Source organism: Caulobacter sp. BE264 (genome assembly GCF_031457805.1).
Taxonomy (GTDB): domain Bacteria; phylum Pseudomonadota; class Alphaproteobacteria; order Caulobacterales; family Caulobacteraceae; genus Caulobacter.
The window spans coordinates 405,624-427,339 of record NZ_JAVDXI010000003.1 but is presented as its reverse complement, the minus strand read 5'-3'; the positions used below and the strand labels follow the sequence as shown (position 1 = coordinate 427,339).

Below are 21,716 nucleotides of genomic sequence, written 5' to 3'. Positions count from 1 at the left end.
CGGACCATCCATGCCGTTCACCGCTCTTCTGCTCGCCGCCGCCGTTGTCTCGACCCCGCCCGCTGATCCGGAGGACAAGGCTGTCCTCGCCGCAACCCAGGTCTTTTTCGACGGCCTGGAAGCCGGAGATTCGGCCGCCATGCGCGCCGCAGCGCTGCCCAACATCCCGATGATGGCCGTCACGACCAAGCCGGACGGCTCGATCGACCTTCGTCGCTTCGGGTTCGAGGACAGCTTCGGCAAGAAGGTGGCGCCGGGCCTCAAGGAATGGATGTGGTCGCCGGCCGTGGTGCGGCGCGGCGCCTTGGCGACGGTCACCGGACCCTTCGAGATCACCCGCGACGGCAAGACCGTCCATTGCGGCGTCAATATCTTCACCCTCGCCAAGGCCGACGGGGCCTGGAAGGTGGCGAGCGTCAGCTGGACGGCCGAACCCGAGGCCTGCCCAGAGCTGCGGAAGCGCTAGCCCACCCGGAAGGTCAGCACCGTTCCATCCCAGCGGGCGTCATGGCGATCTTCCTCGACCACGTCGCGGACGCCAGGATAGGTCTCGGCCGCGCGACGCCAGAAGGCGCGCGCGCCGACGTTACGGCGCACCGTCGCCGCTTCCCAGACGCCCCAGGCCGAGGCGAACAGCGCATGGGCGGCGGCCAGACCCACGCCGCGCCCGCGATGCTTGCGGACCACAAAGAACTCCGCCACCGCGCGGTCGATCGGCGTGTCGGCGTGGGCGACCGCATTGACCAGGCCGAAGCCGACGGGCAGGCCGTTGATCCGGAACAGCCAGGCCTCGCGGGTCGGGTCGCGCCAGTAGGTCTCGAGCCCGGGATAGTCCGAATAGCGCCCGTCCGGGCCCAGCTCGCCTTCGACCTCACGGTCGAACCACAGTTCCGAGAAGTCGTGGATATAGAGCTGCATCAGGTTGGCGACGATCGTCGCCTCGTCGGCGCGGGCGCGATCGACGATGAGGCTGCGGCTCACCAGTAGTTTTCCATGATGGCCTTGGCCCAGTCGGGCTCGCGGACTGCCCCGCGCGGCGCAAAGCCGCTCATCACCGGCTTGATGTCGAGCACGGGCGTGCCGTCGATGGCGTCCAGACCCCGCACCTCCAGCCCCCGCCCCGCCACCGAAACGATCTCGCAGACGGTGACGCCGATCCGGTTGGGCCGGTTCTTGCCGCGCTGGGCGAAAATGCCGATGCGCGGCCAATCGGCATTGCCGCGCGGATGGCGCGCCCCGGTGATGATCTGGTCCTCGCCGACCTTGTCGAACACGAAGATCACCTCGGCGTGGCTGAAGGCGTCCAGCCCCATCAGCGCCTCGTCGTCGAAGCGCGCGGGATCCAGGACGATCCGCGCGCGGCTGTCGCCCCAGTCGTCGTCGTCCGGAACCGTCCGTCCACCCTCGACCCATCCGATCGGCGTCATCATGATCGACATTGCGCGTCCTTACACGGAAGATGCGAGGGCCTCTCGCGGACAAATCTTCTCCAAAGGCACTGTCATGATCGAAGCGCTGCTGAGCAAGATGATCAAGACCGGCGACCTGACGGCGTGTCTGCCCGGCGGTCGCGTCATCAAGGCCGGAGACGGAACAGGACCGTCCGTGGTGATGCGGATCAACGCCAGGGGGCTGCGCCGTCTCGCCAATCCCAGTCTGGGCCTTGGCGAGGGCTACATGGAAGGCGACATCGTCTTCGAGCAGGGGACGATCTGCGACCTGCTGACCATCGTCGGCGAGAGCGGCGGGCGAAAGCCCAAGCGCGGCTCGGCGCTCACGCGGCTTCGCAAGGCGATCAAGCGCCAGCTCCAGCAGGTCAATGACCGCGTCGCCTCGCGCCGCAACGTCGCCCACCACTACGACCTGTCAAACGACCTCTACCGGCGCTTCCTCGACGCCGACATGCAGTACTCCTGCGCCTATTTCGAGCGGCCCGACATGACGCTGGAAGAGGCCCAAGTCGCCAAGAAGGCGCTGATCGGCCGCAAGCTCTTGATCCGGCCCGGCATGAAAACGCTCGACATCGGATCGGGCTGGGGCGGCCTCTCGATGACACTGGCCAAGGACTTCGGGGCGCGGATGACCGGGGTCACCCTGTCGACCGAGCAGCTGGCCCTGGCCAAGGAACGGGCGGAGGCGGCCGGCCTCTCAGAGCGGATCGACTTCCGCCTCACCGACTATCGCGACCTCGCCGAACCCTTCGACCGCATCGTCTCGGTCGGCATGCTCGAGCATGTCGGCGCGCCAAACTTCCAGACCTATTTCGACACCATCGCCCGCCTGCTGGACGAGGACGGCGTCGCCCTGGTCCATTCGATCGGCAAGATGCACGGACCCGGCGCGACCAACGCCTTCACCCAGAAGTACATCTTCCCCGGCGGCTATATCCCCGGTCTGTCCGAGATCGTCACGGCGATCGAGCGCGCGGGCCTCTGGATCACCGACATCGAGATCCTGCGGCTGCACTACGCTGAGACCTGCCGGATCTGGCGCGAGCGCTTTATGGCCGACCCGGACATCCCGCAGATGTTCGACGAACGGTTCCGGCGGATGTGGGAGTTCTATCTGGCCGGTGCGGAGCTGGGCTTCCGCCACGGCGGCCACATGGTCTTCCAGATCCAACTGGCCAAGAAACGCGACGCGGTTCCGCTGACGCGAGACTATCTGCTCAGCGGGTCTCGATAGCGACTATTCCACCGTCACCGACTTCGCCAGATTCCGAGGCTGGTCGACGTCCGCGCCCTTCACCACGGCGACGTGGTAGGCCAAGAGCTGGATCGGGGCCGACATCACCAGGGTCGAGACCAGAGGGTCGCTGGCGGGAGCGGTGACCACCACCTTAGCGCCGGCGGGGGCGTGCTTCACGCCCTCGGTGTCGGTGATGAAGATCACCTGGCCGCCGCGCGCCATCACCTCGCTCATGTTCGAGGCGGACTTCTCGAAATAGCTGTCGTGAGGCGCGAGGATGACGATGGGAGTCTGGTCGTCGACGAGGGCGATCGGGCCGTGCTTGAGCTCGCCGGCGGCGTAGCCCTCGGCGTGGATATAGCTGATCTCCTTCAGCTTCAGCGCCCCTTCCAGGGCCAGCGCCGACATCGGGCCGCGACCCAGATAGAGCACATCGCGGGCCTTGGCGACGTCGGCGGCGATCTCCTTGATGGCGTCTTCCAGGCCGATGGCCTCGGCGATCAGGCGCGGGGCCTCCAGCAGAACCTTGACGAGACGCTGCTCCTCGGCGGCGTCGATCGTCCCGCGCGCCTTGGCGGCGGCGATGGCCAGGGCGATCATCACGCTGACCTGGGCGGTGAAGGCCTTGGTCGAGGCCACGCCGATCTCGGGACCGCAGTGGATCGGCCAGACGACGTCGACCTCGCGGGCCATGGTCGACTCGGTGGCGTTGACGACCACCGCGCTCTTCATGCCCTTGGCCTTGCAGTAGCGCAGGGCCGCCAGGGTGTCGGCGGTCTCGCCCGACTGCGACATGGCCACGACCAGCGAGCCGGGGCGCAGGGCCGGGGTGCGATAGCGGAACTCCGAGGCGATCTCGACATCGACCGGCAGGTCGGCCAGCTGCTCGATCAGATACTTGCCGACCACGCCGGCGATGTAGGAGGTGCCGCACGCCACGATCTGGATGCGCTCGAGCTTGGCGAAGTCGATGTCGCCGGGAACCGAAGCTTTCGAGGTCAGGGTGTCGACATAGGCGGCGATGGTCCGCTGGCAGCCCTCGGGCTGATCATGGATCTCCTTTTCCATGAAGTGCCGGTAGTTGCCCTTCTCCAACATCACCGACGAGGTCGGCACCACGCGGACCGGGCGATCGACCGGCGCGCCCGAGGCGTCGAAGATGCGGCGGCTGTCGTGGTCGAGGGCCACGTAGTCGCCCTCCTCCAGATAGATGACGCGGTTGGTGAAGGGACCGACGGCCAGGGCGTCGGAGCCCAGGAACATCTCGCCCTGGCCCTCGCCGACCACCAGCGGGCTGCCGCGGCGGGCGCCCAGGATCAGGTCGGCCTCGCCCTGGATCAGCACCGCGAGCGCATAGGCGCCGGTCAGGCGGTCCAGCGTGGCCTTGAAGGCGTCGAGCGGGGCAAGACCCGTGGCCAGTTCGGCGTCGATCAGCTGGGCGATGACCTCTGTGTCGGTGTCGCTCTCGAAGGTCCGGCCGGCGGCGGCCAGCTCGGCCTTCAGCTCGGCGAAGTTCTCGATGATGCCGTTGTGCACCAGGGTGACGCGGCCGGCGGTGTGTGGGTGGGCGTTCCGGACGTTCGGCGCGCCGTGGGTGGCCCAGCGGGTGTGGCCGATGCCCGTGGTCGCCGTCAGGGGTTCATCGGCCAATACGGCTTCCAGAGCCTTGATCTTGCCCTGGGCGCGCCGACGCTCGACCTTTCCGCCAACCACGCCCGCGACGCCGGCGGAGTCATAGCCGCGATACTCCAGCCGCTTGAGGCTCTCGATCAGCCGGTCGGCGACGGGTTCTTTTCCGACGATGCCGATAATGCCGCACATGAGCCATGATCCCTTGTAGAACGCGCCGACAGGCTTATGCCTACCGACACGCGAATTTGCGTGAGGCGCTTTAGCACTGGCTAAAGACCGCTTCGCATAAATCTGCATTTCGGATCGTTTCGCGTCCGAAGCACGACCCAAAAGAGACGACAGAACGACCATGAGCAAGCGCGCCTATTTCGGCACCGACGGCATCCGGGGCCAGGCCAACAAGCATCCGATGACGGCCGAGGTGGCCCTGCGCGTCGGTCTGGCGGCCGGCAAGCTGTTCCGCTCGCAGGACGAGCGTCGCCACCTCGTGGTGATCGGCAAGGACACCCGCCTGTCGGGCTACATGATCGAGCCGGCCCTCGTGGCCGGCCTGACCAGCGTGGGTCTGGACGTGCGCCTATTCGGCCCTCTGCCGACCCCCGCCGTGGCCATGATGACCCGCTCGATGCGCGCCGACCTCGGCATCATGATTTCGGCCAGCCACAACAGCTTCGCCGACAACGGCATCAAGCTGTTCGGCCCCGACGGCTACAAGCTGTCGGACGCCCAGGAGCTGGGCATCGAGGCCTTGATGGACCAGGGCCTGCAGGAGGGCCTGGCCGCCCCGCGCGAGCTGGGCCGCGTCAAGCGGATCGACGACGCCCAGGCCCGCTATGTCGAGATCGTCAAGGCGACCTTCCCGCGCCATCTGAACCTGTCGGGCCTGCGGATCGTCATCGATTGCGCCAATGGCGCGGCCTACAAGGTGGCTCCGACCGCCCTCTACGAGCTGGGCGCGGAGGTGATCACCCTGGGCGTCTCGCCCGATGGCACCAACATTAACGAGGAGTGCGGCTCGACCCATCCCGAGGCCATGGCCAAGATGGTGCGCGAGTACCGCGCCGACATCGGCATCGCCCTGGACGGCGACGCCGACCGCCTGGTGATCTGCGACGAGAAGGGCGTGGTCGTCGACGGCGACCAGATCATGGCGATCATCGCCGCAGCCTCGCACAAGGCCGGGACCCTGAAGGGCGGCGGCGTCGTCGCCACGGTGATGTCGAACCTTGGCCTCGAGCGTCAGTTGAACACCCTGGGCCTGTCGCTGGAGCGCACCGCTGTGGGCGACCGCTATGTCATGCAGCGCATGCGCGAGGGCGGCTTCAATGTCGGCGGCGAGCAGTCGGGCCACCTGATCCTGTCGGACTTCTCGACCACGGGCGACGGCCTGATCGCAGCCCTGCAGGTGCTGGCCGTCATGGTCGAGACCGACAAGCCGATGAGCGCGCTGGGCCGTCAGTTCGAGCCGGTCCCGCAGCTCCTGGAAAACGTCCGCTTCGCCGGCGGCAAGCCGCTGGAGGCGGCGGCGGTGAAGGAAGCCATCGCCGACGGCGAGGCCCAGCTGAACGGCGCGGGCCGCATTGTCGTGCGCGCCTCGGGCACCGAGCCGCTGATCCGCATTATGGCCGAGGGCGACGACCCGGCCCTGGTGAAGAAGGTCGTCAAGTCGATCGCCTCGGCGGTGAAGGCGGCTTAAGAATGCCTGCTCTCGCTAGGCTGTATTCGCATTGAGTGTGGGCGCTGACGCGGCTGGAAATCCTCGTCCTTCGACAAGCTCAGGATGAGGATTTTGTGTGAACCGAGGCCAGCAGTCGTCCTCACCCTGAGCTTGTCGAAGGGCGAGGGCGGCCGCCATGACGCGTCCACACCCAATGCGAACTCAGCCTTTCATCACCCCACGTCGTCGGTGTGGCCAGCGCCCCCCTGGCCGCCGCTCCAGGCTTCGCCCGAGCGTTCCCACCAGTAGGGCTGACGGACCCGCTGGCCGGTGACGGTCTCGTTCAGGGTCGCCGGGTCATAGAGCCGGCCGCCCAGCATTACGCGGTGCAGCTTGTCGCTGTTGCGGATGTCGACGGTCGGGTCAGCGTCCAGCACCAGAAGGTCGGCCAGCTTGCCGATCTCCAGCGAGCCCACGTCCTTGGCGTAGCCCAGCGATCGGGCGGCGTTGATCGTGCCGGCCGCCAGGGCCTCGACCGGGCTCCAGCCACCGCGCGCGAACGACCACATTTCCCAGTGCGACCCCAGGCCCGCCTGCTGGCCGTGGGCGCCGATCGACACTTGCACGCCACGATCGGCCAGCTTCTTGGCCTCGCGCGCGGCGGCGCCGTCGACATAGTCTTCCTCGGGCGCAGCCTGACGGCGCGCGTTCTGGGCGGCCAGCAGCGCCGGCGGCGCGTGCTTGGACAACAGCGGATGGGTCCAGACGTCCATGTGCTGGCGCCAGTAGGGATCGCCGGCCGGGCCGCCATAGGCCACGACCAGGGTCGGGGTGTAGTTGGTCTTGGTCTGCGACCACAGGCTGACGATGTCGTCGTAGAAGCGATCCACCGGCACATTGTGCTCGACGGTGGCGTTGCCATCCTGGATCAGGGTCACGTCCAGGGTGTAGAGCGACCCGCCCTCGGGCACGACCTCCATGTTTTCCTTCTGGGCCGCGACGACGACCATCTGCCGCTGGTCGCGGCGGGGCTGGTTGTAGTTCTTGACGCTGTGCGCGCCCTGCGCCTTCAGCCGGCGGACATGGGCCAGCGCGTCGTCCAGGCTGTTGATCTCGGCATAGACCTCGGCGGCCTTGGCTCCATAGATGATCTCGCCGGTCGAGAAGGTGCGCGGGGCCAGGATCTTGCCGGCCCGCTGCAGCTCGGCCGCGGCGAAGATCATCGACGCCTGCGACGAGGGATCGTGGATCGTCGTCGTGCCCAGAGCCAGGTTGGCCATGGCCGACCAGTTCTGCTGCGGGATGAGGTCGTTGCTCCCCTGCGGCCCGTGGGCGTGGGCGTCGACGAGGCCGGGGATGATGGTCTTGCCCGTCACGTCGACCACCTTGGCGTCAGCCGGAACGGGCGTGCTGGCCTTGGGTCCGACCGCCACGATGCGGTCGCCTTTGATCACGATCACCGCGTCGTCGATGATCCCGCCCGCCTTGTCGGCCATGGTCACCACACGCGCGCCGGTCAGGGCCACGACGCCGGTCGGCTTGTCGGCGGCGACCTCCATCGACAGCGACAGACCCGTCTTCACCGGCTTGAACTTGCCATCGTCCTTGCTGGCCCCGTCGGCGGCCGGAGCGCTGGCGTAGAGCGCGTCCGTCTCGGCGGTGAACAAGGTCGGGCCCATGCTCCAGTGGACCTGCTTGCCGTCCTTCGACCAGTGGATGAAGTCCGCGCCCTCGGCGCTGACCCGCGTCACCGGCAGCGGACCGCCCTTCTGGTCGACCGAGACCTCCTGGGTCCCCGGCATCAGCGGCATGACGAAGGCTTCGTAGTTCTGGCGGAAGGCGAGGTTCCGGCCGTCCGGCGAGACCTTGTAGTCGTTGACCATGTCGCCGCTGGCGTGCACCCGCTTGGCCTGGCCGTTCAGATCGGTGCTGACCAGCTGGCGCTTGTCGCCACTCGACATCAGCATGAACACCCGGTCGTTGGCCGCGCCGAACTGCGGCTCAGACCCGCCGCGCGAGACCCGCACCGGCGTCCCGCCCGTAGCGGCGACCCGGTAGATCCCCGGATCCTGCGACCAGCGCCCGGAGGTCAGGCCGCCGCCGCGACGCCGCTCGAACACGATGGTCTTGCCGTCCGGCGAGAAGCGCGGCGCGCCATAGTGGCCCGGCTGGGCGATCACGTCCTTGGCCGCGCCGCCGCCGGCCGGCACGGTGCGTAGCCGCCCCAGCCCCGCGTCGGTCCAGCTGACGAAGACGATCGTTCGGCCATCCCGCGACCACGACGGATAGAGCTCGAACGCGTCTTCGTCGCCGCTGACCAGACGACGCGGCTCGCCGCCCGCCGTCGACTTGATCCACAGCTTGCCCAGAGTCTCGAACACCACCGCCTTGCCGTCCGGCGACACGCTGGCCCAGCGCGGAATCTTGGTGGTGAAGCGATCGGGGGCGACCTCGACCTCGGGATGGATCGCGTCGATCAGAACGCGGGTGTCGTCGATCTTGAACGGGATCACGCCGGACGCGCCGTCCGCCACATTGACCCGCCGGATCTTGCCGCCGGCCCAGAACACCACGGCGGCGCCGTCGGGCGTCCAGGCCATGTTCGGATAGACGCCGGTCACCGCCCAGGTCTCCTGGACGTCCTGATCCAGCGCGTCATAGATCTTGCGCTCCTCGCCGGAGACGAGGTCCTTCACATAGAGCTTGGACTTCGTCCGCTCGCGGCGAACGAAGGCGATCTTCTTGCCGTCCGGCGAGGGCGTCGGCCGCACCGAACCGCCCAGGCCCGAGACGGCGGTCGTGACCTCGCCGGTCTCCAGGTCATAGCGCTCGATATCGAAGAGGGCGGTGTTGGAGTCCTGCGCATATTCGAAGATCGGGCCGGGCGTGACATTGCGGGTGTAGAAGACGCTCTTGCCGTCGGCCGCATAGATCGGCTCGCCCAGCTCCTTTTGGAGCTGCTCGCTGGCGCGCTTGACCAGCTGGACGCCGCCGCCGCCCGAGACGTGATAGACCCAGACCTCGCCGGTCCCCAGCGAGCGGCCGGTGGTGAAGTGCTTCTTGGCGACGATGAAACGGCCGTCGGGGCTCCAGCTGGGCTGGTTAAGCAGACGGAAGTCCTCCTTGGTCACCTGGCGCTTGTCGCTCCCATCCAGGTTCATCACCCAGATATTGTCGCCGCCGCCCCGGTCGGAGGTGAAGGCGATCCGCTTGCCGTCCGGCGAGAAGCGGGGCTGCTGGTCATAGGCCAGGCCCTCGGCGATGCGCGTCGGCGTCCCGCCGGCGATCGGCATGGTGTAGATGTCGCCCAGGATGTCGAAGGCGATCAGCCTGCCGTCGCGCGAGACGTCGACATTCATCCAGGTGCCGTTGTCGACGCTGATCCGCACCTCGCGGGTGGCGACGCCGGGCGGGGCGTTGACGTTCCACTTTTCGGGCTTGTCGGCCTTGGCGGCGCTCGCCGCCGGCGCCGCGCCGGGCGCGGCTTGCGCCAACGCCTGGTGGGCCAGGGCCGAGCCCGACATCAACAACAAGGCGGCCAGCGCCGTCAGCCGACGATCCATTTGATTTCCCCCGAACACCTGATGGGCACGATTTGGGCGTGACCCTAGGGGGGAAGCTGCGCGGTGTCACGGCCGGGGTTCCTCGGCTAGCCGCCCTCCTCGTCCGCCGCCTCGACCACCGCCCGCAGATAGTCGACATGGGTGCGGAAGGCCTTGCGCCCCTGCGGCGTCAGCCTGGCCTGGGTGCGGGGGCGCTTGCCGACGAAGTCCTTTTCGATGGCGACATAGCCGGCCTTCTCCAGGGTGGCGAGGTGGCTGCCGAGATTGCCGTCGGTCGCCTGGGTGACGGCCTTCAGGCGCGGGAAATCCAGCGGCTGGCCCTTCTCGGCACTGAGGGCGGCCATGATTTTCAGGCGTAGCGGCTGATGGATGATGTCGTCGGACGCCGCCACGCTCAGCGCCTCCACAGCCAGACGCCGCTGAGGAACAGCGCGCCGCTGGCCGCCGCCATCCAGAAGGGCAGCCAGGGCTGGAACAGGAAGTAGCCGACCAGGGTCAGGCCGAACATCAGCCCGCCGATCAGCGCATAGCGCGGCGCGGCCCAGAAGCCGACCACCGCGTAGATCACCCCGATCAGCAGGCCCGGAAAGGCCATGGCGGCGGCCGGGTCCGTGGGCTTCATCACCCAGAAGACGCTGAGCGCGAAGACCATCATCGACAGCGAGCCACACAGCAGGCGCCAGGTCATGCCCGGGGGCGCTCCGGCCGCCTCAGGCTTGCCCGCTCGGGCCAGCAGCAGGGCGGCGGCGACGCCGACCACATCCAGAGCCAGCCACACCGGCAGCCACAGCTCGGGCGGCGCGAGGCCCATGGTCAGATAGCCGGTCGCCCAGATCAGCGACCACATCATCAGGATCGGTCCGCCGACGCGGTAGCCGCGCAGGGTCATGCCCCGGCGCTGGGTGCTCTCGATGTCGGACAGCGCGGCGGCCGCCTCGTTGCGGGTGATGGCCATGGCCCCCTCCATTTCCAGGCGCGTCAGAGCGCTCTGTGATGCAGAGTAAGCGCTCGACTTTGAGCTCTGTCAAGCAGAGTTCTCTGGCTGCTTGCGTGCAGGTGGCGCGGCGGCCCCGCCTAGACCTCAGACGAAATCAGATCACATCGTTTTCTCTCGTCATCCCGGCCGGAAGACCGCGAAGCGGGCTGGAGCGCCGGGACCCAGGGGCAAGCGGCAGTGCGGCGGCCCCTGGGTCCTAAGACAGCCTCTGCGAGGCTTCCGGGATGACGAGAGTTTAGCATTTGAAATATAGGGGAATTCCACCCCTTCACTCGAGTCCGCCCCCTAGACCCCGACCTTCGGCGACTTCATCCGCCGCTTGTTGACGTGGTGGCTGGGGGCCTCGGCCTGGATCTCCTCGGGGTATTCGCCCTTGAAGTAGAAGCGCTGCCAGGCCTCCTTGGTGGCTTCGGGGTCGCGCTTGAAGATCAGGTTGTTGAACTCGGTGCGCTTCTCGGCCCAGACGTCATACTGGCGACGCAGCTCCGGATTGGAGTTCATCGAGCGGATCACCGGCTGGAAGGCCTCCATGGGCTTATCCTGGATCAGCATGATGAAGCAGAAGGTCTCGCCCTTCTCGAACCGCACCGTGCCGGGGCGGGTGAAGATCCAGTTCATCGTGAAGGGGAACGGCAGCCAGTCGGTCTCGATCACCCCGGCCAGCGGCTGGATCCCGTCCTTAACGTGATTGGGCGGCCCCATGGCCATCAGCGACCAGCCCGGCGGCGTGCGGAAGAGATAGCCGGTGTGGAAGGTCACCACCCCCCGCGTGAAGTGCGACTTCACGAAGTCATGGAAGCCCGGATAGGGGTGGTCGGGCTGGAACTTGATGCACTCCTGGTGCGCTCCGCCGTCCCAGGTCATGGTGAAGCCGACCGGGCAGAGAATGTCCCACCCGGTGGTGTTGGCCATGGTCAGCGGCAGGCAGCGATAGGGATGGCGCTCGGCGAACCGGTCCATCCAGGCGCGCTGCGGCCGTCCCGGCACGATCTCCGGCGGACGGTTCTCGGTGGGATAGCACTCCAGTTCCATGCCGGTCCTTTGTCTGATCTTCCTGCCCTGGGATCAGGTCTAGCGCTCGCGGCCTCGCGCCGTCCAGCACCTAGAGCAGCGCCACAAACTCCACCGACTTCCCCGGCGAATGCCGGGGCCCAGATTCATCCGGAGAGTTTGGCGTGATCACGCCCAAAGCCGATCTTTATGGTCCAATTCAGGGGGTTCGATCTGGCCCCCGGCATTCGCCGGGGAAGTCGGAATTGGAATTGAGGGTCAAGACCAGTAAGCAGCTCAGCATGAAGACCCGCGCCGACCTGTTCGCCTTCTTCGACGCCCACGGCGTCGACCACAAGACCCTGGACCACCCGCCCGTCTTCCGCGTCGAGGAGGGGCTGGAGATCAAGGCCGCCCTGCCCGGCGGTCACACCAAGAACCTGTTCCTCAAGGACGCCAAGGGCCAGCTGTGGCTGATCTCAGCCCTGGGCGAGACGACCATCGACCTGAAGAAGCTGCACCACGTGATCGGCTCGGGAAGGCTGTCGTTCGGGCCCGAGGCGATGATGCTGGAGACCCTGGGCGTGACGCCGGGCTCGGTCACCGCCTTTGGCCTGATCAACGACACCGACAAGCGCGTCCGCTTCGTGCTGGACAAGGCCCTGGCCGACAGCGACCCGGTCAACTTCCATCCGCTGAAGAACGACGCGACCACAGCCGTCAGCCAGGCGGGCCTACGCAAGTTCCTCGCCGCGCTGGGCGTCACGCCAATGATCGTCGATTTCGGGGCGATGGAAGTGGTCGCTTAAGCTCGCTCGTCAAGCGAACGGGTCATTGCGCGCGGCTCGATGAGGGACCATCTTGACGGCTCAAGCGTTCCCCCAATTTCCGAGTACGAGAACCCCGATGTCCCTGATCGGCGAAAAGCCCGCGCCCTCTTCGAAAAGCGAACACATCAAGGACGGCACGGACGCCAGCTTCATGGCCGACGTGATCGAGGCCTCGAAGACTCAGCCCGTTATCGTCGACTTCTGGGCCACCTGGTGCGGGCCGTGCCGGACGCTGACCCCGACGATCGAGAAGGTCGTCAACGCCGCCAAGGGCGCGGTCAAGCTGGTCAAGATCGACGTCGACAAGAACCCCGGCTTCGCGGGCCAGCTGCGCGTGCAGTCGATCCCGACCGTCTACGCCTTTGTCGACGGCCGCCCGGTGGACGCCTTCCAGGGCGCCCTGCCCGAGAGCCAGGTCCGGGCCTTCGTGGAAAAGCTCGCGGGCGCGGCCGACGGCGGCGCCCTCGACGAGATGATCGCCATGGGCAAGGAGTCGCTGGAGATCGGCGACCTGGGCGGCGCGGCTCAGGCCTTCGCCCAGGCCCTGCAGATCGACCCGACCAGCGCCAAGGCTCTGGGCGGCATGGCCCGGGTCTATCTGGCCAACGGCGATCCCGAAGGCGCGGCCGAGGTGGTGGCCATGGCGCCCGCCGACGCTAAGGATCCCGACCTCGACGCCGCGCGCGCGGCCCTCGCCCTGGCGGCCGAGGCGCCGTCCGAAACCGCCGCCTTCGAGCAGCGCCTGGCCGCCGATCCGGATGATCACGAGGCGCGCCTGGAACTGGCCAAGGCCCTGGCCGGCATGGGCCGCCTGCAGGACGCCGCCGACCATCTTCTGACCATCATCGCGCGCGACCGTGCCTGGAACGACGACGCCGCGCGCAAGCAACTGCTGACCGTGTTCGAGGCCGCCGGACCGACGTCCGAGGTCGCCAAGCAGGGCCGGCGGAAACTGTCCTCGATCCTCTTCAGCTAGCTCAGGAGCTCTGGATGGTGGCGGCCTACCGCAAGATCAGCGACCTGCCCCTGGTGATCCCGGTGTTCCCGCTGGACGGCGCCCTGCTGTTGCCGGGCGGGCAGTTGCCGCTGAACATCTTCGAGCCCCGCTATCTGAACATGCTGGACGACGCCATGTCCGGCGAGCGCATGATCGGCATGATCCAGACAAGGCCCTCTGTCGGGGGTAGAGGCGGCGACCAGCATCGTCCGGCCTTGGCGCCGGTGGGCTGCGCGGGTCGCGTGACCAGCTTCGCCGAGACCAGCGATGGCCGCTATCTGATCACCCTGACCGGGGTCTGCCGCTTCCGGGCCGGCGAGGAACTGCCGGCGCGCACGCCGTATCGCCAGGTACGAGCCGACTTCGCCCCCTACGAAGCCGACCTGCGCGAGGATGTGGCCGGAACGCGCACGGCCACCGAGATCGATCGCCTGATGAGCGCCCTGCGGCGCTATCTCGACCACCGAGGCCTCGCCATCGACTGGAGCGACGCCGAGGCCGCGCCGTCGGACGCCCTCATCAACAGCCTGGCCATGGCCCTGCCTTTCGATCCGATGGAGAAGCAGGCCCTGCTCGAGGCCGAGACCATCTTCGAGCGCAAGGCCACCCTGACCGCCCTGCTCGAGATCGACGCGGCCGGCGGCGACGATGACGAACCCACCTCTATTCAATAGGGATCAGGGCCAGTAGACAGACCCCATGACTGAAACGTCCGCCCCCCTCATCGACGTCGATCCGCGCCTGCTGGAAGTGCTGGTGTGCCCCGTGACCCGCGGCCCGCTGGAATACGACCGCGCCAAGGGCGAACTGATCAGCCGCTCGGCCAAGCTGGCCTACCCGATCCGCGACGGCGTGCCGATCATGCTGCCGGAAGAGGCGCGGGAGCTGGAGGGGTAGTAGACGCTCCCCCGCGATGCGGGGGAGCTGTCGCGGAGCGACTGAGGGGGCTAGCGCCCCTGTCCGTCCAGCCTGCCCCCTCCGGCCCTCTGGGCCACCTCCCCCGCCCCGCGGGGGAGGATCTAGCGCCTTACAGGCTCTGCCCCCGCAACAGCTTCGGCAGATCGCCCACGCCGCCGCCGGCCTCGTGCATGAAGAAGCGCCGCGCCGGGGCGATCTGGTTGACCACAGCCAGGCCCGCGCCCCGCGCCAGGCGCAGCAGCGGGTTGTCGTTCGAGAAGATCCGCACGAAGGCGTCGAAGGCCAGGGCGTTGGTCACGGTGTCGAACCGCCGCCAGCGGGCGTAGCGCTCCAGCACGGCTTCCGCGCCGATGTCCTCGCCGTTTCGCACCGCCTCGACCAGCACTTCGGCCAGCGCGGCGGCGTCCTTGAGACCCAGATTCAGCCCCTGCCCCGCGATCGGATGCACACCGTGGGCGGCGTCTCCGATCAAAGCCAGGCGCGGCGCGACCATCCGCTCGGCCAGCGACAGCGACAGCGGATAGACGAAGATTGGGCCCTCGATCGTCACCGCGCCCAGGAAGTCGCCGAACCGGCGCATCAGGTGGGCGTGGAAGGCCTCGGGGCCGGAATGGCGCAGCGCCTCGCCGCGCGCGGTGCTCTCGGTCCAGACCAGGCTGGCGCGATTGTCGGTCAGCGGCAGGATGGCGAAGGGGCCGCTGGGCAGGAAGTACTCGTGGGCCACGCCTTCGTGCGGGCGCTCGAGCCTGACCGTGCAGACCACGCCGCTCTGGCCATAGCTCCAGCCGATGTCGCCGATGGCGGCCGCGCGGCGCAGCACCGAACCGCGCCCCTCGGCGCTGACGGCCAGCGGCGCGGTCAACACCCGGCCGTCCGACAGGGTCAGCTTGGCCGCGCCGGGCTCGACGGTCAGGGCCTTGGCCGCCATCGGCGCGATCACCGGGATGTTCTGATCGATCACCGCCTTGGAGAGCGCCGCGCGGATCTGGCGGTTCTCGACGAGGTAGCCCAGCGGCTCGCCTTCGATGCGGCCCGAGATCTCGCTGGAGTCGAAGCGCAGGAAGGCCGGCAGCGGCTTGCGGGCCGCAGCGCCCGGCGTGCGGCCGTCGGTGACCAGGATCTGCTCGATACGCTGGGCGTGCGGCTCCAGCGCCTCGCCGGCGCCGATCGCCCGCCACTGGCGGAACGACGAATAGGCGATGGCCGAGCTGCGGCCGTCGAAGGTCGGGGCCAGCTGGGCCTCGAATGGCTGGGGATCGACCAGCAGCGGCCGCAGGCCGCCCGAGGCGAGGGCCAGGGCCAGGGTGGAGCCGGCCATGCCGGCGCCGGCGATAATCACATCAGCGTCGTGAGCGCGCATGGCGGGGATATGGGCCCCGCCGCCCGTCGCTGTCCAGAGCCGGGCCCCTACTTATGGCTCTCGGCGTAGGGGACCTTGGCGTCGTTCTTGATCAGGCCGCGCGTGGCGTCGGCGACCCCGACCAGCACGAACTGGACGGCCAGCGCGCAGAGGATCAGGCCCAGCACCCGGACCACGATGCTCATGCCGATGCGCCCCAGCACCCTGCTGACCAGCGGCGCCGCCCAGAAGGTGGCGACCGCGACGGCCGAGACGGCGCAGATCACTGCGACCCCGATCCCCGCGCCGGCCCAGCCGAGCGGCTTGGCCTCGGCGGCGTAGATGATCACGGTCGAGATCGCCCCAGGGCCGATCAGCAGCGGCATGGCGAACGGCACGATCAGGCGCTCGAAGCGCTGCTTGGCGTAGGCGCGCGGGGTCTGGCCCTCGATCCCCTCCGCAGCGTCGGCGAACATGGTGGTGAAGTCGTCGCGCACCATGTCCAGGCCCAGGATGAACAGGATGATGCCGCCGGCGATCCGGAAGGCCGGCATGGAGATGCCGAAGAAGGCCAGCAGGCCCACCCCCGTGAAATAGAAGAAGATCAGGAACCCGGCCATGAACAGGCCGATATAGGCCGCCACCATGCGCCGGCCGGCCGCGGCCGCGCCCAGGGTGGCGGCGGCGAACAGCGGCACATTGCCGATCGGGTCGATCAGCGCGAACAACGCGACGAAGAAGTTGACGGCGAGTTGGGCCTCGGTCATTCGACGTCCCTACCTTTCAGATCGCGGCTGAGCTTGTCCTTTCCTAGGGCGGACCGACGCGCGCGCCAACCCCGGGGGACTTCTATGACCGCTGATCCGCGCCTGATCGTGCCGCTGGACCTGCCCACCGTCGACGACGCCCGCGCCATGGTCGAGCGCCTGGGCGACGCGGTCAGCTTCTACAAGATCGGCCTGGAGCTCCTGGCCAGCGACGGCATGGCCTTAGCTTACGACCTGAAGGCCTCGGGCAAGTCGATCTTTCTCGACTGGAAGCTGCACGACATCGGCGCCACGGTCGAGCGCTCGGCCCGGGTGCTGGCGACCAGCGGCTGCGACCTCCTGACCGTCCACGCCGAGCCGCAGGTGATGAAGGCGGCGGTGAAGGCGCGCGGCGACTCGTCGCTGAAGATCCTGGCGGTGACCGTGCTGACCAGCCTGACCGACGCAGACCTCGTGGAGATGGGCTACGCCTTCAACGCACGCGATCTCGTCGAGCGCCGCGTGCGCCAGGCGCTCGGCTGCGGCGTCGACGGCATCGTCTCCTCGCCTCACGAAGCCGCCCTGGCGCGCGAGATCGCCAATGACGCGGGCCAGCCCGACTTCCTGATCGTCACCCCGGGCGTGCGTCCCCAATGGTCGGCCAAGAACGACCAGGCCCGCGCCGCCACGCCCGCCGACGCCTTAGCCGCCGGCGCCACGCACCTCGTCTGCGGCCGCCCGATCACGGCCGCCAACGACCCGCGCGAGGCGGCCCTGAAGGTGGTGGCGGAGATGGCGGGGGTCTAACTCACGCCCGCCCTCGATGGGGACGGGCGATCACTTCACCACCAGCCCCACGCCCCGCCCACGCGGGTCGGGCTCCGGGACCGGCGTGCGGTCCAGCACCTGGATCGCCTCGACGTCGCCACTGAAGCTTTCGGTCCAGCTGTAGCCCCGCGCTTCCAGCGCCGCCTTCAGGGCCGGCGAGGGCGGACCTGAGCGCTCGTAGAAGATCACGTTCTCCGGCAGCAGCTGATGGTGATAGCGCGGCGCGGCCTGGGCGGCCTTCAGGCTCAGACCATGGTCATAGACATTGGCCAGCACCTGGAAGACCCAGGCGAAGATCCGCGATCCCCCCGGGGTGCCGATCACCATGGCCACGCGGCCGTCCTTGGTCAGGATGGTCGGGGTCATCGAGGACAGCGGACGTTTGCCGGGCGCGATGGCGTTGGCCGATCCGCCGACCACGCCGAACATGTTGGGCGTGCCCGGCTTGACCGAGAAGTCGTCCATCTCGTTGTTGAGCAGGAAACCCGCGCCCTCGACCACCACGCCCGAGCCGAACGAACCGTTCAGGGTGTAGGTGTTGGAGACGGCGTTGCCCCATCGATCGACGATCGAATAGTGGGTGGTCTGGGGCTTCTCGAGACCGGGCTTCACGGCCTTGGTGGCCGACGGCTTGTCGGGGTCGACCTCCTGGGCGCGCCGCGCCACATAGGCCGGGTCGATCAGGTTCGAGACGGGAACCTTCACGAAGTCCGGATCGCCCAGATACTCGGCCCGGTCGGCGTAGACGCGCTTTTCGATCTCGGCCAGCAGATGGACGTACTGCGGATCGTTCAAGGGCACGCCCTGGAAGCGCGGGGCCAGTTCCTGTTTCATCTGGAGCAGCTGCATCAGGGCGATGCCGCCCGAGCTGGGCGGCGGGGCGGTGATCACCTGGTAGCCGCGCCAGGGCGCGACCAGCGGCGCGCGCCAAGCGGCCTTGTAGGCCGCAAGATCAGCCTTGGTGATCAGCCCCTTCACCGGTCCGCGGGCCATCTGGGCGACGATCAGGTCGGCGGTCTCGCCTGTGTAGAAGGCCTTGTCGCCGCCCCTGGCGATCCGCTCCAGAGTGGCGGCCAGTTCGGGCTGCTTGAACACCGTCCCGGCCTTGTGCGCAGCGAAGTAGGTGCGGAAGTTGGTCTTGGCGAACTCAGGCGGCGGCTCGTCGGCCAGCACGCCCGCCAGGTGCGCATCGACGGCGAAGCCCTCGCGCGCATAGCGGATGGCCGGCGCCAGCACCCGCGCCCAGGGCAGCTTGCCAAAGCGCTGGTGGGCCATGGCCATGCCCCGGACCGTGCCGGGCACGCCCGCCGCCAGGCCGCCGTACAGTGACAGCCCTTCCACCGGCTCGCCGTCCGGGCCCAGGTACATGTCGGCCTTGGCCGCCGCCGGCGCGGTCTCACGGTAGTCGAGGAAGTAGGGCTTACCGTCCATATAGACGGTCATGAACCCGCCGCCGCCCAGATTGCCGGCCTCGGGATAGGTGACGGCCAGGGCAAAGCCGGTCGCCACCGCCGCGTCGACGGCGTTGCCGCCGGCCTTCAGGATCTCCTCCGCCGCCAGCGCGCCGTAACGATCCGGCGAAGCCACGGCGCCGGCGTCCAGCGCCCGGACCGCCGCCACGGTGGACTTCGGCTTGGCCTCGACGCTGGGCGCGACCAGCAGAAGCGCCGCCGAGAAGGCTGCGACGAGATGAGCAAACAGGCGCAAGGCGAGACTCCAGGACTTCGTCCGCCCACGCTAGCCGATTGGCGGGCGCGGACAACGGTCTTGGCGAACGGCGAGCGCGGCAACGACCCTCGCGGCGGGGGGCGTCAGTTCGGCGCCGCGGCCTCGAAGCTCACGCCCTCCAGGATCACATTGTCGTCGATCCGCCAGACCTTCAGCGTATGGCGGCCGGCGGCGACATCGGCGAACGTGTGGTCCAGCGTCACGCCGTTGTCGATCACGGCCTTGTACCAGGCCTTCTGCCCCGCCGTGACGGCGCCGCCCCCGGTCGCGGATAGTCGCGCGGTGAGAATCTGGACCTCGCCGTCGTCGAGAGAAACACCCAGCCGGACACCCTCGCCGCCCAGGGTGTCCAGCGTGGGAGCGATCCGCACCGCCACCCGCGCCGGACCGGCGCTCGCGGCGGAGACGTCGAAGCCGAGCCACATCTTGTCCTGAACGCCGGTGGCGGGACGCCCCTGCGGCCAGGCGATCACCGCCTTGTTGCGACCAAGGTCCGTGATCGTCTTCCAAGCCAATCCCGCCCCCTGTGAGGCGCTGGCGTAAGCCGTCGCCGGGATCGCATAATCGCGTCGAACCGCCGCCGGGCGCGCGAACACCACCCTGGCCGCCAGCTTCTCCGGCGGCGTGTCGGCTGCGACCCGGACGACGCTGGGCATGGTCTGCTCGGTGGGGTCGTTCCAGATGACATAGTTCATGTGGACCTGGTTCATCATCCCGGCCCACTTGCCGCCGCCGAGCGCGTGATATTGCGCGGTCAGCTCCGCATCGCGCCGGAAGGTCGCTTCGACGATATCGGCGAAGTGATTGGCGCGCGCATCGTTGCGGGCGGCCAGCCGACGGTTCCACGCCGTGGCGTAGTACATTTCGTAGAGGTTGGAGAGCGCCAGAACCGGATGCTCGACCAGTTGGAAGTAGGCGTCCTGCTGGTCGGGACGAACCCGCGTCTTGGTGTCCTCGACGGCGCGGACGAGCTCCCGCCAGGCCTCGACCAGCGCTCCGAACTCGCCGCCGTCCAGCACCGCGCCGGCGCCCTCGCCAAGCCGGAAGGTGTCCGGATCGATCAGCTCGGGCTTACGGCGCGCGGCGTAGGTTCCGTAGGTCGCCAGGATCCGCCCGATCTCCGGACCAAGCTCGGGACCAAAGGTTTCGCCGGCCCAGCGGCGGGGGAAGGTCTCGAGCGCTTCGGGCGTCATCGCCTCCGGGTTCCACGCCATGCGCATGAAGAACGACAGCGGATACTCCATCGGCTTGATGTCGCCGACATTGACGATCCAGAGGTTTTTGGCCCCGCGCTGATAGGCCAGATCCATCTGCTGCCAGACCTTGGCGACCTGGTTGGTGTTGATCCACTTGTAGTTCCGGGGCGCCCCCACATAGTCGAAGTGGTAGTAGACGCCATAGCCGCCGGCGCGATCCAGGCGGTCCTTGCCCGCCACCGGCAGCCGGCGGATCTGGCCCCAGTTGTCATCGGCGAACAGCAGGGTCACGTCGTCGGGCACGCGCATGCCGTGGTCATAGTAGTCGAGCACTTCCTTGTAGAGCGCCCAGACCTGCGGGGTCTTCTCCGGCGGCTTGCCGGTGACGTCGGCGATGATCGCGCGCTGGTCGCGGACGATCGTCTCGAGCAGTTCGGTGGCCGCCCCCTCGGCCATCGGCTCGTCGCCGTCGCCGCGCATGCCGACGGTGATCAGGCTCTCGTAGCCGACGCCGTCACCCTTGGACATCATCCGCTCGACGCCGCCGCGCCAGAACGTCCGCAGGTTTTCGGCGTTGGTGGCGTAGTCCCAGCGCCCGCCGGTGACGCCCTTGTCCTTGTTGCGATGCCATTCGTCCTGCGCCCGGGTCATGGGCTCATGGTGGGAGCTGCCCATCACCACGCCCATCGCGTCGGCGAGCACCTTGTTGTCCGGATCATCGTCATTGAACGCCTTGGGCGCCCACATGGCGGGCCAGAGGTAGTTGGCCTTCAGCCGCAGCATCAGTTCGAAAACGTGCGCATAGGCCTTGGCGTTGATCCCGCCGAACTTGGCCTTCGCCCAGCCGCTGAACGCCGGGTCCTCGTCATTGATGAAGAAGCCGCGATACTTGACGCGCGGATGATCGGCGCGCGCGCCGGCGACCAGATAGAGCGCCGAACGCTGCGTGACCGGCACGTCGGCCCACCAGACCCAGGGCGACACGCCCATCCGCTCCGACAGGTCATAGGCCCCGAAGACGGCGCCCCGCCGGTCGGAGCCGACGATGACGAGGGCGCGCTGGATCCCTGGAGTGGGCCGCTCGACGACCACCTGGCGGTAGCCTTCCCACTGCCCCGTCAGGTCCTGGAGCGGGAGCTTGCCGCTCTTCACCAGCGCGTCGATCGCCGGACTCTTGCCCAGCTGCCCCAGAATGATCGTTGGCCCTCGCGCCTCGGCAAGCGTCGTCAGGGCGGTCGCTGGCCGTCCGCTGACTCGGCCAAGGTCCTCGCGCAGGCTGGCGGCGGCGTAGCGCACCGCCGGGTCGGCCTCGGCGTCGATATAGACATCGGCGGGGACGCCGCCCTCGATCAGCGTGAAGCCGCCTGACCGCTTGGTGGCGCAGACATCGACGGGCGCGACGCAGGCGAGAGCCGCCGAGGCGACCATCGTCACAATCAGCGTCAGGGCCAGACCGGCCGCATGGCGGGTCTGCGCCCGGGAAAAGCGACGCCATGCCCGCCATGGACCGCTGACGCGGCCGGCCGTCTCAAACCCAATCACCACGCGCGTCTCCCCGGCATCCTGGTTTCGGGCAGCGTCGAGGACCCGTCCAGGCCCTTGGGCTG

The 21,716-nt window shown here is 68.3% G+C and carries 19 protein-coding genes and 1 pseudogene; 9 read left to right on the top strand and 11 right to left on the bottom strand.

All coding sequences use genetic code 11. The features are described 5' to 3' along the window. Nucleotides 1-10 precede the first annotated feature (10 nt). A complete protein-coding gene (locus tag J2X45_RS10350; protein ID WP_310214266.1) occupies nt 11-466 on the top strand; it encodes a hypothetical protein in 456 nt (151 codons plus the stop codon). Here J2X45_RS10350 and J2X45_RS10345 read toward each other — a convergent pair. Further along, nucleotides 463-981, bottom strand: a complete 519-nt coding sequence (locus J2X45_RS10345) for a GNAT family N-acetyltransferase (protein ID WP_310214265.1) — start codon at nt 979-981, stop codon at nt 463-465. The two genes, J2X45_RS10350 and J2X45_RS10345, sit on opposite strands and share 4 nt — an antisense overlap. Further along, nucleotides 978-1,439 carry an SAM-dependent methyltransferase gene (locus tag J2X45_RS10340; RefSeq protein ID WP_310214263.1) on the bottom strand — a complete coding sequence of 154 codons (462 nt, stop codon included), beginning with the start codon at nt 1,437-1,439 and terminating at the stop codon, nt 978-980. Before J2X45_RS10340 ends, J2X45_RS10345 begins: the two co-directional genes overlap by 4 nt. 64 nt (nt 1,440-1,503) lie before the next feature. Between J2X45_RS10340 and J2X45_RS10335 the strand changes: the two genes are divergently transcribed. Beyond that, a complete protein-coding gene (locus J2X45_RS10335; RefSeq protein ID WP_310214261.1) occupies nt 1,504-2,685 on the top strand; it encodes a cyclopropane-fatty-acyl-phospholipid synthase family protein in 1,182 nt (393 codons plus the stop codon). Between the two features lie 3 nt (nt 2,686-2,688). Here J2X45_RS10335 and glmS read toward each other — a convergent pair whose 3' ends face one another. Next, nucleotides 2,689-4,509, bottom strand: a complete 1,821-nt coding sequence (glmS, locus tag J2X45_RS10330; RefSeq protein WP_310214259.1) for a glutamine--fructose-6-phosphate transaminase (isomerizing) — start codon at nt 4,507-4,509, stop codon at nt 2,689-2,691. 160 nt (nt 4,510-4,669) lie between these two features. Here glmS and glmM point away from each other — a divergent pair, with 160 nt between their 5' ends. Both glmM and J2X45_RS10320 read left to right on the top strand, forming a co-directional pair. Beyond that, nucleotides 4,670-6,016 (top strand): phosphoglucosamine mutase, encoded by a 1,347-nt coding sequence (gene glmM, locus J2X45_RS10325; RefSeq protein WP_310214258.1) that lies wholly within the window; start codon nt 4,670-4,672, stop codon nt 6,014-6,016. A 35-nt stretch (nt 6,017-6,051) separates the two neighbouring features. Next, a pseudogene (locus tag J2X45_RS10320) lies at nt 6,052-6,114 on the top strand (hypothetical protein); the annotation flags it as partial. A gap of 96 nt (nt 6,115-6,210) precedes the next feature. Here the strand turns inward: J2X45_RS10320 and J2X45_RS10315 are convergent. The 4 genes from J2X45_RS10315 to J2X45_RS10300 all read right to left on the bottom strand — a co-directional run bounded on the left by J2X45_RS10315 (nt 6,211) and on the right by J2X45_RS10300 (nt 11,569). Further along, on the bottom strand, nt 6,211-9,540 hold the full coding sequence (locus J2X45_RS10315; RefSeq protein WP_310214256.1) for an amidohydrolase family protein: 3,330 nt from the start codon (nt 9,538-9,540) through the stop codon (nt 6,211-6,213). A gap of 86 nt (nt 9,541-9,626) precedes the next feature. Next, complete coding sequence (locus tag J2X45_RS10310; RefSeq protein WP_310214254.1) at nt 9,627-9,932, bottom strand: transcriptional regulator; 306 nt, start codon at nt 9,930-9,932, stop codon at nt 9,627-9,629. A gap of 2 nt (nt 9,933-9,934) precedes the next feature. Further along, on the bottom strand, nt 9,935-10,507 hold the full coding sequence (locus tag J2X45_RS10305) for a hypothetical protein (RefSeq protein ID WP_310214252.1): 573 nt from the start codon (nt 10,505-10,507) through the stop codon (nt 9,935-9,937). 315 nt (nt 10,508-10,822) lie between these two features. Beyond that, nucleotides 10,823-11,569: a DUF6065 family protein gene (locus J2X45_RS10300; protein WP_310214250.1), complete on the bottom strand. Its 747-nt coding sequence runs from the start codon at nt 11,567-11,569 to the stop codon at nt 10,823-10,825. 260 nt (nt 11,570-11,829) lie between these two features. Here J2X45_RS10300 and J2X45_RS10295 point away from each other — a divergent pair, with 260 nt between their 5' ends. From J2X45_RS10295 to J2X45_RS10280, 4 genes are all read left to right on the top strand, one after another. Next, entirely contained in the window at nt 11,830-12,336 is a 507-nt protein-coding gene (locus J2X45_RS10295; protein WP_310214249.1) for a prolyl-tRNA synthetase associated domain-containing protein, read from the top strand. A 97-nt stretch (nt 12,337-12,433) separates the two neighbouring features. After that, nucleotides 12,434-13,333, top strand: coding sequence for a thioredoxin (gene trxA, locus J2X45_RS10290; RefSeq protein WP_310214246.1), 900 nt, complete (start codon nt 12,434-12,436; stop codon nt 13,331-13,333). A gap of 14 nt (nt 13,334-13,347) precedes the next feature. Further along, on the top strand, nt 13,348-14,028 hold the full coding sequence (locus tag J2X45_RS10285; protein ID WP_310214245.1) for an LON peptidase substrate-binding domain-containing protein: 681 nt from the start codon (nt 13,348-13,350) through the stop codon (nt 14,026-14,028). A gap of 25 nt (nt 14,029-14,053) precedes the next feature. Next, nucleotides 14,054-14,251, top strand: coding sequence for a Trm112 family protein (locus J2X45_RS10280; RefSeq protein ID WP_310214244.1), 198 nt, complete (start codon nt 14,054-14,056; stop codon nt 14,249-14,251). A 130-nt stretch (nt 14,252-14,381) separates the two neighbouring features. On the opposite strand, the gene J2X45_RS10275 is transcribed toward J2X45_RS10280, so the two are convergent. Together J2X45_RS10275 and J2X45_RS10270 are read right to left on the bottom strand one after the other, a co-directional pair. Further along, nucleotides 14,382-15,632: a UbiH/UbiF/VisC/COQ6 family ubiquinone biosynthesis hydroxylase gene (locus J2X45_RS10275; RefSeq protein ID WP_310214242.1), complete on the bottom strand. Its 1,251-nt coding sequence runs from the start codon at nt 15,630-15,632 to the stop codon at nt 14,382-14,384. A gap of 47 nt (nt 15,633-15,679) precedes the next feature. Continuing rightward, nucleotides 15,680-16,378: a MarC family protein gene (locus J2X45_RS10270; RefSeq protein ID WP_310214241.1), complete on the bottom strand. Its 699-nt coding sequence runs from the start codon at nt 16,376-16,378 to the stop codon at nt 15,680-15,682. An 84-nt stretch (nt 16,379-16,462) separates the two neighbouring features. Between J2X45_RS10270 and pyrF the strand changes: the two genes are divergently transcribed. Then, nucleotides 16,463-17,164, top strand: coding sequence for an orotidine-5'-phosphate decarboxylase (pyrF, locus tag J2X45_RS10265; RefSeq protein ID WP_310214240.1), 702 nt, complete (start codon nt 16,463-16,465; stop codon nt 17,162-17,164). Between the two features lie 30 nt (nt 17,165-17,194). Here pyrF and ggt read toward each other — a convergent pair whose 3' ends face one another. Further along, entirely contained in the window at nt 17,195-18,892 is a 1,698-nt protein-coding gene (ggt, locus tag J2X45_RS10260) for a gamma-glutamyltransferase (RefSeq protein WP_310214239.1), read from the bottom strand. Nucleotides 18,893-18,996: 104 nt separating this feature from the next. Then, the gene (locus tag J2X45_RS10255) at nt 18,997-21,654 is read right to left on the bottom strand and encodes a glycosyl hydrolase 115 family protein (protein WP_310214238.1); all 2,658 of its coding nucleotides are present in this window, start codon (nt 21,652-21,654) and stop codon (nt 18,997-18,999) included. Between the last annotated feature and the right edge of the window lie 62 nt (nt 21,655-21,716).

What these genes read in the sequence shown, in the direction of transcription:
- J2X45_RS10275 (WP_310214242.1), bottom strand. Translation starts at nt 15,632, where the DNA reads ATGCGCGCTCACGACGCTGATGTGATTATCGCCGGCGCCGGCATGGCC.
- trxA (WP_310214246.1), top strand. Translation starts at nt 12,434, where the DNA reads ATGTCCCTGATCGGCGAAAAGCCCGCGCCCTCTTCGAAAAGCGAACAC.
- J2X45_RS10300 (WP_310214250.1), bottom strand. Translation starts at nt 11,569, where the DNA reads ATGGAACTGGAGTGCTATCCCACCGAGAACCGTCCGCCGGAGATCGTG.
- J2X45_RS10335 (WP_310214261.1), top strand. Translation starts at nt 1,504, where the DNA reads ATGATCGAAGCGCTGCTGAGCAAGATGATCAAGACCGGCGACCTGACG.
- J2X45_RS10340 (WP_310214263.1), bottom strand. Translation starts at nt 1,439, where the DNA reads ATGTCGATCATGATGACGCCGATCGGATGGGTCGAGGGTGGACGGACG.
- pyrF (WP_310214240.1), top strand. Translation starts at nt 16,463, where the DNA reads ATGACCGCTGATCCGCGCCTGATCGTGCCGCTGGACCTGCCCACCGTC.
- J2X45_RS10285 (WP_310214245.1), top strand. Translation starts at nt 13,348, where the DNA reads ATGGTGGCGGCCTACCGCAAGATCAGCGACCTGCCCCTGGTGATCCCG.
- J2X45_RS10315 (WP_310214256.1), bottom strand. Translation starts at nt 9,540, where the DNA reads ATGGATCGTCGGCTGACGGCGCTGGCCGCCTTGTTGTTGATGTCGGGC.
- J2X45_RS10295 (WP_310214249.1), top strand. Translation starts at nt 11,830, where the DNA reads ATGAAGACCCGCGCCGACCTGTTCGCCTTCTTCGACGCCCACGGCGTC.
- glmS (WP_310214259.1), bottom strand. Translation starts at nt 4,509, where the DNA reads ATGTGCGGCATTATCGGCATCGTCGGAAAAGAACCCGTCGCCGACCGG.
- J2X45_RS10270 (WP_310214241.1), bottom strand. Translation starts at nt 16,378, where the DNA reads ATGACCGAGGCCCAACTCGCCGTCAACTTCTTCGTCGCGTTGTTCGCG.
- glmM (WP_310214258.1), top strand. Translation starts at nt 4,670, where the DNA reads ATGAGCAAGCGCGCCTATTTCGGCACCGACGGCATCCGGGGCCAGGCC.
- J2X45_RS10350 (WP_310214266.1), top strand. Translation starts at nt 11, where the DNA reads ATGCCGTTCACCGCTCTTCTGCTCGCCGCCGCCGTTGTCTCGACCCCG.
- J2X45_RS10280 (WP_310214244.1), top strand. Translation starts at nt 14,054, where the DNA reads ATGACTGAAACGTCCGCCCCCCTCATCGACGTCGATCCGCGCCTGCTG.
- J2X45_RS10305 (WP_310214252.1), bottom strand. Translation starts at nt 10,507, where the DNA reads ATGGAGGGGGCCATGGCCATCACCCGCAACGAGGCGGCCGCCGCGCTG.